This is a genomic window from Streptomyces sp. NPDC059906 (assembly GCF_042730645.1).
GTDB lineage: Bacteria > Actinomycetota > Actinomycetes > Streptomycetales > Streptomycetaceae > Streptomyces > Streptomyces rubrogriseus.
Map to the genome: position 1 here is coordinate 24,685 of NZ_JBHWKU010000042.1, position 14,821 is coordinate 39,505.

Consider the following 14,821-nt stretch of genomic DNA (forward strand, 5'->3'; position numbering starts at 1 on the left):
TGAACCTGCCGGTGAGGACGAGGGAACGGGTGCGATGACGGACTGGGCGGCCTGGACGCGCGGGCGTGGGCGGGTGCTCGCCGGGGTGGCGGTGTGCACCGCTCTCCTGCTCGCGTTCCACCGTTCGGTGCCGAACGGCGTCGGCGGGCTGGGGAGTCTGCTGGAGTCCTTCCTGCCGTGGCTCGGTGTGGTCGTCGTGGTGCTGCTCGTCCTGGCGCTGGTGCGCCGCTCGGCGCTCGCCCTGGTGGCGCTGCTGCTGCCGGTGGCCGCCTGGACGCACCTCTTCGGCGGGCTGCTCCTGCCCGCGCCGGAGCCCGGCGCCGACGACCTGGTCGTGGTGCAGCACAACGTCAGTGACGAGAACACCGACCCCGGGGGCACGGCGCGCGCTCTGGTCCGTGCCGGGCCCGACCTCGTCGCGCTGGAGGAACTGGTGCCGCCGGCGCTGGAGGTCTACGCGAAGACACTGGCCCCCGACTATCCGTACCGGACGGTCCGGGGCACCGTCGGGCTCTGGTCGAAGTACCCGCTCTCCGGTTCACGTCCCCTGGACATCAAGCCGCGGGGCATCGGGGAGGAGTGGGAGCGCGGGCTGCGGAGCGTGGCGCACACGCCGCGGGGCGAAGTCGCCGTCTATGTCGCGCACCTGCCGTCGGTCCGGGTGGGGGCGGGCGGTCTCGCGTCGTCCTGGCGGGACGAGAGCGCCGGTCTGCTGGGCGACGCCCTCGATGCGGAGGAGCTGCGGCGGGTGGTCCTGCTGGGCGATCTCAACGGCACGGTCGACGACCGGGCGCTGCGTCCCCTGACCGACTCGCTGAACACGGCCGGGCGGGGCCTCGCCTTCAGCTTTCCCGCCGGTCTGCCGCTGGCCCGGATCGACCAGGTGATGGCCCGCGCCGGGACCGTCGGCGCCCTGCGCACCCTGCCCGCCACCGGTAGCGACCACCTTCCCGTCGTCGCCCGGGTCTCCTGGCACTGAAGCAAGCCGCTTGCGGTGTTTGCGTTAGCCTTTCGTGTGTGACGCGACGACTTGCTCAGGTGGCGAAGAAGGTTGGGGTCAGCGAGGCCACGGTCAGCCGGGTGCTCAACGGCAAACCGGGGGTCTCCGAGACGACCCGGCAGTCCGTACTGAGCGCGCTGGACGTCCTGGGCTACGAGCGGCCCACCCAGCTGCGGGGCGAGCGCGCCCGCCTGGTCGGCCTGGTCCTGCCCGAGCTGCAGAACCCCATCTTCCCCGCGTTCGCCGAGGTCATCGGCGGCGCGCTGGCCCAGCAGGGCCTGACCCCGGTGCTGTGCACCCAGACCAAGGGCGGCGTCTCCGAGGCCGACTACGTCGAGCTGCTGCTCCAACAGCAGGTCTCCGGAGTGGTGTTCGCGGGCGGTCTGTTCGCGCAGGCGGACGCCCCGCACGACCACTACCGGCTGCTCGCCGAGCGCAACATCCCCGTGGTGCTCATCAACGCGTCGATCGAGAACCTCGACTTCCCGTGCATCGCCTGCGACGACGCCGTCGCCGTCGAGCAGTCCTGGCGGCACCTGGCGTCGCTGGGGCACGAGCGCATCGGCCTGGTGCTCGGCCCCTCCGACCACATCCCCTCGCGCCGGAAGCTGGCCGCCGCCCGCGAGGCGGCCCGGGCCGCCGGCGCGGAGCTGCCCGAGGAGTTCGTCGAGCGGGCCATGTTCTCCCTGGAGGGCGGCCAGGCAGCCGCCACCCGCCTCCTGGACCGCGGCGTCACCGGCATCATCTGCGCCAGCGACCCCCTCGCCCTCGGCGCCGTCCGCGCCGCCCGCCGCCGCGGCCACCACGTACCCCACGACGTCTCCGTCGTCGGCTACGACGACTCCGCCTTCATGACCTGCACCGAACCACCCCTCACCACCGTCCGCCAACCCATCGAAGCCATGGGACGCGCCGCCGTCGACCTCCTCTGCGCACAAATCCAAGGCACCGAAGTCCCCCACGGCGAACTGCTCTTCGAACCGGAACTCGTGGTCCGGGGCTCCACGGCCCAGCCGGCCGCCCGCTGACGGCTCCCCGTCCCCTTTGTTGACCGCAAGTTCCTTGCGGGAAATGGCAGTGGCTTGCGGCTGTCCGACGTAGCTCGCGAAAGTCGCTGATCCGAGGCATGCCCCGACGCCTCTCCGGCCCACACCGACACCACCGGGCCCTGCCGCACGGCCACTTCGCGCTGTCCATCCTGTAGACGACTCAACATTTCTCTGCAACTCTGCGAGCGCTCCGCGTAAATGTCAGAGAACATTGAGTGTCTACCTGATGTGGGGACAGATGAGAAACCGGAACTGGAGATCGCGGGCCCTGTGCACCGTGGTCGCGACCAGTCTCCTGGCGCTGGGAGGACCGCTGCTGTCGGCCACGGCAGCCGGGGGCCCCAACATCGCCGTGGGAGACGCCACCGCGGCGAGCAGCTCGCACGGTGAGTACGGCGCCGCCAACATCACCGACGGCAACCAGGGCACGTACTGGCAGAGCGGCGGCGGCAGCCTGCCCCAGTGGGTCCAGACCGACCTCGGTGCCACCGAGCGGATCGACGAGGTCGTCCTGAGACTGCCCGCCGGCTGGGAGAGTCGCGATCAGACGCTCTCCGTCCAGGGCAGCGCCGACGGCACGGGCTTCAGCACGCTCAAGACGTCCGCCACCTACGCCTTCGACCCGGGGGCGGGCAACACGGTCACCGTCGCCTTCCCCGCCACTCAGGCACGGTTCGTGCGGGTGAACATCACGGCGAACACCGGGTGGCAGGCGGCCCAGCTCTCCGAGCTGGAGGTGCACGCGGCCGGGGAGTCGTCCGTGAACCTGGCCGCCGGCCGGCGGCTGACGGCGAGCAGTTCCACGGGCGCGTACACCCCCGGCAACGGCAACGACGGCAACCGGGCCAGCTACTGGGAGAGCGCCAACAACGACCTGCCGCAGTGGCTCCAGGCCGACCTGGGCTCCGCGCGCCGGGTGAACCGCGTCGTCCTGCGGCTGCCGGACGGCTGGCCGACCCGCAGCCAGACGCTGAAGATCCAGGCCAGTGACAACGGCTCGGACTTCACCGACCTGACCGCCGCGAAGGCGTACACCTTCGACGCGGCGGGCGGCCAGTCGGCCACGGTCGCCTTCGACGCGGCCACCGCGCGCTACGTCCGGGTCCTGGTCACGGCCAACACCGGCCAGCCCGCCGCCCAGGTCTCCGAGCTGGAGGTCTACGGCCCGGAGACGGGTGACACGCAGGCGCCCACGACCCCGGCGAACCTCGCGTTCACCGAGCCCGCCACCGGGCAGATCAGGCTGACCTGGAACGAGTCCTCGGACGACACCGCCGTCACGGGGTACGACATCTACGCCAACGGCGATCTGCTGACCTCGGTCGCGGGTGACGTCACCACGTACACGGACACCAGGCCGGCCGGCACGACGGTCACCTACTACGTGCGCGCCAAGGACGCGGCCGGCAACCAGTCGGGCAACAGCAACTCGGTCACCCGCCGCGCCGACACCGGCGACACGCAGGCACCCACCGCGCCCTCGAACCTCGCCCTCACCGAACCGGCCGCCGGGCAGGTCAGGCTGACCTGGACCGCCTCCACCGACGACAAGGGCGTCACCGGGTACGACGTCTACGCCAACAACAAGCTCCGCAAGAGCGTCGCCGGTGACGTCACCACCTACACCGACACCCAGCCGGTGTCGGCGAACGTGACCTACTTCGTGCGGGCCAAGGACGCGGCCGGCAACGTGTCGGGCGACAGCAACTCGGTGATCCGGGGCGGCACCAAGGACGGCTCGAACCTGGCCGTCGGCAAGCCGATCAGCGCCTCGTCCCACATCCACACCTACGTCGCCGAGAACGCCAACGACAACAGCACCTCGACCTACTGGGAGGGGGCGGCCGGCAGCTACCCGAACACGCTGACCCTGAAGCTGGGCGCGAACGCGGACGTCGACAGCGTCGTCCTCAAGCTCAACCCCGACGCCGGCTGGTCCAGGCGCACCCAGAACATCGAGGTGCTCGGCCGCGCCCAGGACGCCTCCGGCCCCACCTCCCTGGTGGCGGCCAAGGACTACGTCTTCGACCCCGCGAGCGGCGGCAACAGCGTGACGATACCCGTCGGCGAACGGGCCGCGGACGTCCAGTTGAAGTTCACCTCCAACACCGGGGCGACGGCCGGGCAGGTCGCCGAGTTCCAGGTCATCGGCACCCCGGCGCCCAACCCGGACCTCGAGGTGACCGGGCTGACCACGTCGCCCGACTCCCCGGTCGAGTCGGACGAGATCACCGTGTCCGCCACCGTGCGCAACAGCGGCGCCGCGGACGCACCAGCGGGCAAGGTCGCCCTGCGGCTGGGTGACACCAAGGTCGCCACCGCCGACGTCCCCGCCCTGGCGGCGGGTGAGCAGCGCACGGTCAGCGCGTCCCTCGGGGCCCGCGAGGCCGGTTCGTACGAACTGAGCGCGGTCGCCGACGAGGCGAACGAGATCATCGAGCAGAACGAGACCAACAACACCTACACCCGGCCCGATCCGCTGGTCGTCAAGCCGGTGCAGAGCTCCGACCTGGTCGCCGCCGCCGTCACCACCTCGCCGTCCAGTCCGGCCGCCGGTGACGACGTGACGTTCAAGGTCGCACTGAAGAACCAGGGCACCCAGGACTCGGCGGGCGGCAGCCACGCGGTGACGCTCGCCCTGCTCGACGCCAAGGGCGACACGGTCAAGACCCTCACCGGCGCGCACTCCGGCGTCATCGCCGCGGGCAAGACCGCCCCGGCCGTGAGCCTCGGCACCTGGAAGGCGGCCAACGGCTCGTACTCCCTGAAGGTGACGGTCGCCGACGACGCCAACGAGCTGCCGGTCAAGCGGGAGAACAACACCTCCACGCAGCCGCTGTTCGTCGGGCGCGGCGCGAACATGCCGTACGACATGTACGAGGCGGAGGACGGGACGGTCGGCGGCGGTGCCACGGTGGTCGGGCCCAACCGGACCATCGGTGACATGGCGGGCGAGGCGTCCGGGCGCAAGGCCGTCCACCTCGACAAGACCGGCGAGTACGTCGAGTTCACCACCAAGGCGGACACCAACACCCTGGTGACCCGCTTCTCCATCCCGGACGCGCCGGGCGGCGGCGGCATCGACGCCACGCTCGACGTGTACGTCGACGGCGTCATGAAGAAGGCGCTGCCGCTGACGTCGAAGTACGCCTGGCTGTACGGCGCCGAGGCGTCGCCGGGCAACTCCCCCGGTGCGGGCGCCCCGCGGCACATCTACGACGAGGCGCACATCATGCTGGGCGAGACCGTCCCTGCGGGCAGCACGATCCGGCTGCAGAAGGACGCGGCGAACACCTCCGACTACGCGATCGACTTCGTCAACCTGGAGCAGGTCTCGGCGGTGCCGAACCCCGACCCGGCGGCGTACGCGGTGCCGGCCGGGTTCACGCACCAGGACGTGCAGAACGCGCTCGACAAGGTCCGCATGGACACCTCCGGCAAGCTGGTCGGCGTGTACCTGCCGCCCGGCGACTACCAGACGTCGAGCAAGTTCCAGGTGTACGGCAAGGCGGTGAAGGTGGTCGGCGCCGGTCCCTGGTTCACGAAGTTCCACGCGCCGACGACGCAGGACAACACCGACATCGGGTTCCGGGCCGAGGCGAGCGCGAAGGGCTCGACGTTCGCGAACTTCGCCTACTTCGGCAACTACACGACCCGCATCGACGGGCCGGGCAAGGTGTTCGACTTCTCCAACACCTCGGACATCGTGATCGACAACATCTGGAACGAGCACATGGTGTGCCTGTACTGGGGCGCCAACACCGACCGGATGACGATCAAGAACTCCCGGATCCGCAACATGTTCGCCGACGGCATCAACATGACCAACGGCTCGACCGACAACCTGGTGTCCAACAACGACGCCCGGGCGACCGGTGACGACAGCTTCGCGCTCTTCTCGGCGATCGACGCGGGCGGCGCGGACATGAAGAACAACCTGTACGAGAACCTCACGACCACGCTGACCTGGCGTGCGGCGGGCCTGGCCGTCTACGGCGGCTACAACAACACCTTCCGCAACATCCACATCGCGGACACCCTGGTCTACTCGGGCATCACCATCAGCTCGCTGGACTTCGGCTACCCGATGAACGGGTTCGGCACCGATCCGACGACCTTCGAGAACGTCTCGATCGTCCGGGCGGGCGGGCACTTCTGGGGCGGGCAGACCTTCCCGGGCATCTGGGTGTTCTCGGCGTCCAAGGTGTTCCAGGGGATCCGGGTCAACAACGTCGACATCGTCGACCCGACCTACAGCGGCATCATGTTCCAGACGAACTACGTGGGAGGCCAGCCGCAGTTCCCGATCAAGGACACGGTCTTCACCGACGTCTCCGTCACGGGCGCGCACAAGAGCGGTGACGAGTTCGACGCCAAGTCCGGTTTCGGCCTGTGGGCCAACGAGATGCCCGAGGCGGGGCAGGGACCGGCGGTCGGTGAGGTCACCTTCAACGGGCTGAAGCTCAGCGACAACGCCGTTGACATCCGCAACACGACGTCGACCTTCAAGATCATCCGCAACCCGTAGACCTGGCCTGCAACGGGGGCCGGCAACAGCTGTTGTCGGACAGGTCACCGACTGGCGCAAGTCTCTTGCGGAGACTTGCGCTAGTCTTGCGTTTGTGACGCGACGACTTGCTCAGGTAGCGAAGAAGGTTGGGGTCAGCGAGGCCACGGTCAGCCGGGTGCTCAACGGCAAACCGGGAGTCTCCGAGACGACCCGGCAGTCCGTACTGAGCGCGCTGGACGTCCTGGGCTACGAGCGGCCCACCCAGCTGCGGGGCGAGCGCGCCCGCCTGGTCGGCCTGGTCCTGCCCGAGCTGCAGAACCCCATCTTCCCCGCGTTCGCCGAGGTCATCGGCGGCGCGCTGGCCCAGCAGGGCCTGACCCCGGTGCTGTGCACCCAGACCAAGGGCGGCGTCTCCGAGGCCGACTACGTCGAGCTGCTGCTCCAACAGCAGGTCTCCGGAGTCGTCTTCGCCGGCGGCGGCCTGTTCGCGCAGGCGGACGCCCCGCACGACCACTACCGGCTGCTCGCCGAGCGCAACATCCCCGTGGTGCTCGTCAACGCCTCCATACCCGACCTCGGCTTTCCCTGCATCGCCTGCGACGACGCCGTCGCCGTGGGGCAGTCCTGGCGGCACCTGACGTCACTGGGGCACGAGCGGATCGGTCTCGTCCTCGGCCCCTCCGACCACATCCCGTCCCGGCGGAAGCTGACGGCCGCCCGCGAGGCGGCACAGGCCTCCAACGGCACCCTGCCCGACGCCCACGTGGAACGGGCCATGTTCTCCCTGGAAGGCGGCCAGGCAGCCGCCACCCGCCTCCTGGACCGCGGCGTCACCGGCATCATCTGCGCCAGCGACCCCCTCGCCCTCGGCGCCGTCCGCGCCGCCCGCCGCCGCGGCCACCACGTACCCCACGACGTCTCCGTCGTCGGCTACGACGACTCCGCCTTCATGACCTGCACCGAACCACCCCTCACCACCGTCCGCCAACCCATCGAAGCCATGGGACGCGCCGCCGTCGACCTCCTCTGCGCACAAATCCAAGGCACCGAAGTCCCCCACAGGGAACTGCTCTTCGAACCGGAACTGGTCGTCCGCGGCTCCACCGCCCAGGTTTCCACCCGGTAGCGGGAACCCGGCATCTTCCACGCCCTGTCAAACATTTACGAAATCAGCGCGAGATATTGCGTTCACTTGTTCACGGTGGTTGAGTGAGCGGCGCCCCACAACGCATCGGCGGTGGGGCGCCTTCCACGTTCATGCCCGAAGGGGACCACCCATGAGAAGTGCTCGGTTCCGCCGTACACGCCGTGCCGGCGCCATCACGCTCGTCTCCGCCCTCACCCTGACCGCTCTCGCCGCCTGCGGCACGAGCAGCAGTGACGACGGCGGCGGTTCCGAAGGCGGCAGCGGGTCCTCCGACCCGGCCGCTCCGCTGGACCCGAAGACCAAGGTGACGATCACCATCGACTGCATGCCGCCGAAGGCGAAGGCGGCCGAGTTGAAGGAGTGGCAGGAGGACGTCAAGGAGTTCAACAAGACCTACCCCAACGTCACCATCGAGGGGCGCTCCACTCCGGGCCAGTGTCTGGAGCCGCCGCGCTTCACCGCGATGCTCAAGGCCAAGTCCCAGCCCGACGTCTTCTACACGTACTTCACCGACCTGCCCCAGGTGCTGGACAACGACGGCGCCGAGGACATCACGGCCTACGTCAACGACAAGACCGTCCCGGCGCTGGGGGACATCGACCCGAACGTCCTCGGCTCGCTCAAGCACGAGAACAAGCTCTACGGCCTGCCCACGAGCAACTACACGATGGGCCTGCTGATCAACCGCAAGCTCTTCAAGCAGGCCGGACTGGACCCGGACGCCCCGCCGCGCACCTGGGACGAGGTCCGCACCGCCGCCAAGAAGATCGCCGGCCTGGGCGACGGCATCGCCGGCTTCGGCGAGTACAGCGCGGGCAACACCGGCGGCTGGCACTTCACCGCCCAGATGTACAGCCGCGGCGCCGACGTCGTGGACGAGAGCGGCAAGAAGGCGACCTTCAACAACGAGGTGGGCAAGGAGGTGGCCGCGAACCTCCACGCCATGCGCTGGGAGGACGAGAGCATGGGCAAGACCCAGCTGCTCAAGTGGGGCGACCTCCAGAAGCAGATCGCCACCGACAAGCTCGGCATGTTCCTCGCCGCGCCCGACGACATCACGTACATGGTGCAGCAGCTCGGCGCCGACTACGAGAACTTCGGCATGGGGCCGATACCGGGCGGCAAGAACACCCTCGCCGGCGGCAACAGCTACATGATCAAGAAGGGGATCTCCTCCGACAAGATCAAGGCGGCGATCGCCTGGCTGAACTTCGAGAACCTGACCGTCGGCAAGGGGCAGTTCGACTGGGCCCGCAAGAAGAAGGACGACCTGCCGGTGGGTCTTCCGCAGCCCAACTTCTGGCTGAACGAGTCGAAGAAGAAGGACGACGCGGCCCGCCTGGAGCACGCCACCATGCCGGTCGAGAACTTCAAGTCGTTCATGGACAACCCGGTCCCGGGCCTGGCCGAGCCGCCGAAGGCCCAGGAGGTCTACAAGGTCCTGGACAACGTGATGTCCGGCCTCCTCACCAACGAGGACGCCGACGTCGACAAGCTGCTCTCCACCGCGGAGCAGCAGGTCAACCAGGTTCTGGCCACGCAGTGACCGGCTCCCTCGGGGGGCGGGCCGCACCGCCCCCCGAGGCCCATGAGATCAGCCCCAAGGAGCGACGATGTCGGCCCCCAGCCTGACCCCGAGCAAGGCGGCCAGAGCCCGCCACGCCCAGCCGCCGGTGGACGGCCCGCCCCAGCGCGGCGGGGCGTTCGGCAGGAGCCTGAAGCGCAACCTCACCGCGCACGGCTTCCTGATCGGAGCGGTTCTCTGCTTCGCGTTCTTCTCCTGGTACCCGATGGTCCGGGAGTTCTTCCTCGCCTTCCAGAAGACGGACCAGGGCGAGGTCTCCTGGGTCGGCCTGGAGAACCTGAAGACGGTCTACAACGACCCGGCCTTCTGGCAGGCGTGGCGCAACACCGCGCTGTTCACCGTGCTGGCCCTGGTCTTCGGCTTCCTCGTGCCGTTCGTCGTCGCCATCGTCATCAACGAGCTGAGGCACGGCAAGGGGTACCTGCGCCTGCTCGTCTACCTGCCGGTGATGCTGCCCCCGGTCGCCTCGGTGCTGCTGTTCAAGTACCTGTACGACCCCGGTTACGGCTTGCTCAACGAGGTGTTCGGATTCTTCGGACTGCCCGAGCAGCAATGGCTGCAGGACCCCGACCTCTCCATGCTCTCCGTGGTCATCGCCTCGACCTGGATGAACATGGGCGGGGCGGCGCTCATCTACCTCGCCGCGCTCCAGGGCATCCCCGGCGAGCTGTACGAGGCGGCGGAGCTGGACGGTGCCGGGCTGCTGCGCAAGATCTGGCACGTGACGATCCCGCAGACGCGGCTCATCCTCTCGCTGATGCTGCTGATGCAGATCATCGCCACCATGCAGGTCTTCGTGGAGCCCTTCCTGCTCACCGGCGGCGCCGGCCCCGAGGGTTCGACGACCACGGTCGTCTACCTCATCTACCAGTACGCCTTCAACTTCAACAACTACGGTGCCGCGGCGGCTCTCGGCCTGCTGCTCCTCGTACTGCTGGCCGGTGTCTCGGCGGCGTACGTGAAGCTCAGCCGCGCCGAGGACGAGTAGAGCCGGGGGAACTCACCGATGTCCACACGCACGCTCATCTCACCGGCCCAGCTCGCCCGGCCCCGCGGCAAACGCCTGTACTGGGTGGTCTTCGGCCTCGTCGTCGCCCTGTTCACGGTGGTCTTCCTCGGCCCCATGTACTGGATGGTCTCCAGCGGTTTCAAGAACACCCAGGAGGCCGTGCAGACCCCTCCGACGCTGGTGCCCGAATCCTTCCAGCCCGACAACTACTCGCAGGCCTGGAACGTCATGGACCTGGCGAGTCTGCTGGGGAACACCCTGTTCTACGCGTTCGGCGCGCTCGCCTTCCAGCTGGTGTTCGACGTGGCGGCGGCCTACTCGCTGTCCAAGCTCCGGCCGGTCCTCGGCAAGGCCATCCTCGGTCTGATGCTGGCGACGCTGATGATCCCGGCGACCGTGCTGGTGGTGCCGCAGTACCTGACGGTGCTCGACGTGCCGATCTTCGAGCGCAACCTGCTGAACACGCCGTGGGCGATCTGGCTGCCGTCGGTGACCAACGCCTTCAACATCTTCCTGCTGAAGCGGTTCTTCGACTCGATCCCCCGGGAGCTGCTCGACGCCGCCTCGATGGACGGTGCCTCGCCGATGCGCACGCTCTGGTCGATCGTGCTGCCGATCTCCCGGCCGATCCTCGGTGTGGTGTCCATCTTCGCGATCGTGGGCGTCTGGAAGGACTTCCTCTGGCCCATGCTGACCCTGCCCGACCCGGCCAAGCAGACCCTGAACGTCGGGATCTACTCCCTGTCGAACGGGGTGCCCGTGAACGTGCTGATCGCGGCGCTCACCATGGCCTCGCTGCCGACGCTCATCATCTTCCTGATCTTCCAGCGCAACATCATGAGCGGACTCACCGCCGGAGGGCTCAAGGGCTGAGGGCTCCAGTGCCGGGGCGCCTGCCGCCCGCGCTGCCTCCCCTTCCGCCCCTCCCTCCCGGCTCGTCCCGTCAACCTTCGCCGCCGGCCTGTCCGACGCCCCGCTCTGTCCGGGCCGGCGGCGAAGATCCACCCTGCCCGAAAGGACCGTCACGTGGCAGCCCCCAACTCGCACCGCACCGCAGACTGGTGGCGCGACGCCGTCATCTACCAGGTGTACCCCCGCAGTTTCGCCGACGGCGACGGCGACGGCACCGGTGATCTCGCGGGCGTGAGGGCGAGACTGCCCTACCTCGCCGAACTCGGCGTGGACGCCGTCTGGTTCACCCCCTGGTACGTCTCCCCGCTCGTGGACGGCGGCTACGACGTCGCCGACTACCGCACCATCGACCCCGCCTTCGGCACCCTGGGCGAGGCCGAGAAGCTGATCGCCGAGGCGCGGGAACTGGGCATCCGCACCATCGTCGACATCGTGCCCAACCACGTCTCCGACCGGCACGCCTGGTTCCGCGCCGCACTGGAGGCCGGTCCGGGCAGCGCGGAGCGGGAGCGGTTCCACTTCCGCCCCGGCCGGGGTGCCGACGGCGAGCTGCCGCCCAACGACTGGCCCTCCCAGTTCTCCGGCCGCACCTGGACCCGGGTCCCGGACGGCGAGTGGTACCTGCACCTGTTCACCCCGGAGCAGCCCGACCTCAACTGGGCCCACCCCGAGGTGCGCCGGGAGCACGAGGACGTGCTGCGCTTCTGGTTCGAGCGCGGGGTGTCGGGCGTACGCATCGACTCCGCCGCGCTGCTCGCGAAGGACCCGGCGCTCGCGGACTTCGTGGAGGGCGTCGATCCGCACCCCTACATCGACCAGGACGAGCTGCACGACATCTACCGTTCCTGGCGCAAGGTGGCGGACGAGTACGGGGGCGTCTTCGTCGGTGAGGTGTGGCTGCCCGACGCCGAGCGCTTCGCGCGCTATCTGCGGCCCGACGAACTGCACACGGCCTTCAACTTCAACTTCCTGTCCTGCCCGTGGGAGGCGGACCGGCTGCGCCGCACCATCGACGACACCCTGGCCGAGCACGCCCCGGTCGGCGCCCCGGCCACCTGGGTGCTCTGCAACCACGACGTGACCCGCACGGTGACCCGGTACGGCCGTGCGGACACCGGCTTCGACTTCGCGAAGAAGGCCTTCGGCACCCCGACCGACCTGGTCCTGGGCACCCGGCGGGCGCGGGCCGCCGCGCTGCTGACGCTGGCGCTGCCCGGCTCCGTCTACCTCTACCAGGGGGAGGAACTCGGCCTGCCCGAGGCGGACATCCCGCGCGAGCGGATACAGGACCCGATGCACTTCCGCTCCGGAGGCGTCGATCCGGGCCGGGACGGCTGCCGGGTGCCGCTTCCGTGGACCGCCGACGCGCCGTACTGCGGGTTCGGCTCGGAGACCGAGCCCTGGCTGCCGCAGCCGGCGGGCTGGCCGGCGTACGCGGCGGACCGCCAGGGCGCGGACCCGGGGTCGATGCTCTCGCTCTACCGCCGGGCCCTCGGCCTGCGACGGTCCACTGCGGGGTTCGGCGACGGCGGCCTGGACTGGCTGCCCGCGCCGGACGGTGTCCTCGCGTTCCGGCGCGCGGGCGGCCCGGTGTGCGTCGTCAATGTGTCCGCGGTGCCGGTCGAGCTGCCCGCGCACAGCGCCGTCCTGCTCGTCAGCGGGCCGCTGGACCAGGCGGGCCGCCTGCCCACGGACACGGCGGTGTGGCTGCGCGCCTGAGCCGCCAGCGGGCGGCCCTAAGGGGGGTCCGCCGTCGCCGGTCGTCCCGTGGCAGGGCAGAATCAGGACAGGAGGCCGTGGGAGGAGGCGACGCGTGCGGGAACGAGCGTGGCTGGGCGGGCTGCGCCGCCCCCCGAATCCCCTGGTGAGCGGGCATCGGGCGGCACGGGGCGCGCTGCGGTCGATGTCGGAGGCGCTCGGCGCCCGCCGCCGCCTGGCCTGGCTGAACGCGGCGGACCTGAGCATCGGCACCACGCTGGACGTACGGCGGACGGCGGAGGAGCTGGCCGACTTCACCGTGCCGGAGCTGGCCGACGGCTCCGCGGTGGACCTGCTGGACTCGGTGCTGCGTTTCCAGGAGGGCGACCGGGTCCCGGGAGGCGGGGCACCGCGGCTCAGGGCCATGGCGGTGTCGGAGGTCGAGGGCCTGAACCTGGCGCCCGATCCCGTCGGCGAGCTGTCGGTGCACACCGCCGACCGGCTGGGCCAGCGGTGCCTCACCACCCGCCGGCCGGTGCTGGTGTCCCGGATGACGCGCGCCGACTTCGCCGTGATCGCCCCCTCGCGCGAGTCGTCGGACATCATGCGCCGGGCGGGCGTCCACTCCTACCTGGCGGTGCCGCTGATCGCCCGCGGGGTGCTGCTGGGGCTGGCCGACTTCGTCCGGGCCGGGCACCGGGCGCCGTTCAACCAGACCGACGTGGCGCTGGCCATGGAGCTGGCGTCCAAGGCCGCCGTGTACATCGACAACGCCCGGCTCTACGGACGCGAGCGCGACCATGTGGTCACCCTGCAGCGGGCGCTCCTCCCCCGCTCCAGCCCGAGCACCCCGGGTCTGGACGTGTCCTCCTGCTACGACCCGGCCGCCGATCCGGCCGCCGTGGGCGGCGACTGGTTCGACGTGGTCGCGCTGCCCAGCGGCCGCACCGCGCTGATGGTGGGCGACGTGATGGGGCGCGGGCTGGCCGCCGCCGCGACCATGGGGCGGCTGCGTACGGTGGCCCGGACCCTGATGGCCCTGGACATCGCGCCCGAGCGGCTGCTGGCCCGGCTCGACCTGGCCGCCCGCGACCTGGAGGAGGACCAGGTCGCCACCTGTCTGTGCGCGGTCTACGACCCGTACGGCAGCACCTTCCGCATCGCCAGCGCCGGGCACCCGCCGCCGCTGCTGACCGGGCCGGACGGGGCGGTGTCGTTCCTGGACGTGCCCGCGGGGGCGCCGCTGGGGACGGGGGTGATCCCGTACGACCCGGTCGAGCGGCCGGTGCCCGAGCTGAGCCGGCTGACGCTGTACACGGACGGGCTGATCAGGTCGCGCACGGCCGACCTGGGCACCCAGCTGGAGCGGCTGCGCGAGGCGGTGGGCGGCGGTGTGCCCGAGGACGGCACCGAGTGCCGGGCGGTGGCCGAGCGGGTCGGCGGCGACCGGTCGGACGACGCGATCGTGCTGGCCGCCCTGGCCCGGCCGCTCGGTCCGGAGTGCGACGTGTACGTGCGGGCGCTGCCGCCGGACGGCAAGGCCGCCGGGCAGGCCCGTACGGCGGTGCGCGAGCAGTTGGGGCGGTGGGGCCTGCAGGAGCTGGTCGACACCACGGAGCTGGTGGTCAGCGAGCTGGTCGGCAACGCCCTGCGGTACGGGAACGCCCCCGGGGAGCTGCGGCTGCTGCGGCACGAGCGGCTGTCCGTGGAGGTCTCCGACTCCGGCCCCGACCTGCCGCAGATCCAGCACGCGGACGTGAGCGACGAGAGCGGGCGCGGTCTGCAGCTGATCAACATGATGTGCCGGCGCTGGGGATCGTGCCGCACGCCCGACGGGAAGGTGGTCTGGGCCGAGCAGGACCTGCCGGTGCGGGCCGGGGCACCCGGCCCGCAGTAGCGTCCCCGCGGCCG

9 protein-coding genes are annotated in these 14,821 nt (G+C 70.4%); all 9 read left to right on the plus strand.

What is annotated here, in order from left to right; all coding sequences use genetic code 11:
- The first annotated feature begins 34 nt into the window (after nucleotides 1–34).
- The 9 genes from ACFV9J_RS36655 to ACFV9J_RS36695 all read left to right on the plus strand — a co-directional run bounded on the left by ACFV9J_RS36655 (nucleotide 35) and on the right by ACFV9J_RS36695 (nucleotide 14,807).
- Complete coding sequence (locus ACFV9J_RS36655) at nucleotides 35–979, plus strand: endonuclease/exonuclease/phosphatase family protein (RefSeq protein WP_385361966.1); 945 nt, start codon at nucleotides 35–37, stop codon at nucleotides 977–979.
- A 38-nt stretch (nucleotides 980–1,017) separates the two neighbouring features.
- Complete coding sequence (locus ACFV9J_RS36660) at nucleotides 1,018–2,028, plus strand: LacI family DNA-binding transcriptional regulator (protein WP_385361967.1); 1,011 nt, start codon at nucleotides 1,018–1,020, stop codon at nucleotides 2,026–2,028.
- A 259-nt stretch (nucleotides 2,029–2,287) separates the two neighbouring features.
- Nucleotides 2,288–6,577 carry a discoidin domain-containing protein gene (locus ACFV9J_RS36665; protein ID WP_385361969.1) on the plus strand — a complete coding sequence of 1,430 codons (4,290 nt, stop codon included), beginning with the start codon at nucleotides 2,288–2,290 and terminating at the stop codon, nucleotides 6,575–6,577.
- A 94-nt stretch (nucleotides 6,578–6,671) separates the two neighbouring features.
- On the plus strand, nucleotides 6,672–7,685 hold the full coding sequence (locus ACFV9J_RS36670; protein WP_385361971.1) for a LacI family DNA-binding transcriptional regulator: 1,014 nt from the start codon (nucleotides 6,672–6,674) through the stop codon (nucleotides 7,683–7,685).
- 151 nt (nucleotides 7,686–7,836) lie between these two features.
- A complete protein-coding gene (locus ACFV9J_RS36675; RefSeq protein ID WP_385361973.1) occupies nucleotides 7,837–9,252 on the plus strand; it encodes an extracellular solute-binding protein in 1,416 nt (471 codons plus the stop codon).
- 67 nt (nucleotides 9,253–9,319) lie between these two features.
- Nucleotides 9,320–10,279, plus strand: coding sequence for a carbohydrate ABC transporter permease (locus ACFV9J_RS36680; protein WP_385361975.1), 960 nt, complete (start codon nucleotides 9,320–9,322; stop codon nucleotides 10,277–10,279).
- Between the two features lie 18 nt (nucleotides 10,280–10,297).
- Nucleotides 10,298–11,173: a carbohydrate ABC transporter permease gene (locus tag ACFV9J_RS36685; protein ID WP_385361977.1), complete on the plus strand. Its 876-nt coding sequence runs from the start codon at nucleotides 10,298–10,300 to the stop codon at nucleotides 11,171–11,173.
- Between the two features lie 153 nt (nucleotides 11,174–11,326).
- Nucleotides 11,327–12,931 carry a glycoside hydrolase family 13 protein gene (locus tag ACFV9J_RS36690; RefSeq protein ID WP_385361979.1) on the plus strand — a complete coding sequence of 535 codons (1,605 nt, stop codon included), beginning with the start codon at nucleotides 11,327–11,329 and terminating at the stop codon, nucleotides 12,929–12,931.
- Between the two features lie 94 nt (nucleotides 12,932–13,025).
- Complete coding sequence (locus ACFV9J_RS36695) at nucleotides 13,026–14,807, plus strand: SpoIIE family protein phosphatase (protein ID WP_385361981.1); 1,782 nt, start codon at nucleotides 13,026–13,028, stop codon at nucleotides 14,805–14,807.
- Nucleotides 14,808–14,821 lie beyond the last annotated feature (14 nt).

Bases quoted from the DNA above. Each gene is read 5' to 3' on its own strand.
- ACFV9J_RS36655 (WP_385361966.1), top strand. From the start codon at position 35: ATGACGGACTGGGCGGCCTGGACGCGCGGGCGTGGGCGGGTGCTCGCC.
- ACFV9J_RS36665 (WP_385361969.1), top strand. From the start codon at position 2,288: ATGAGAAACCGGAACTGGAGATCGCGGGCCCTGTGCACCGTGGTCGCG.
- ACFV9J_RS36675 (WP_385361973.1), top strand. From the start codon at position 7,837: ATGAGAAGTGCTCGGTTCCGCCGTACACGCCGTGCCGGCGCCATCACG.
- ACFV9J_RS36680 (WP_385361975.1), top strand. From the start codon at position 9,320: ATGTCGGCCCCCAGCCTGACCCCGAGCAAGGCGGCCAGAGCCCGCCAC.
- ACFV9J_RS36685 (WP_385361977.1), top strand. From the start codon at position 10,298: ATGTCCACACGCACGCTCATCTCACCGGCCCAGCTCGCCCGGCCCCGC.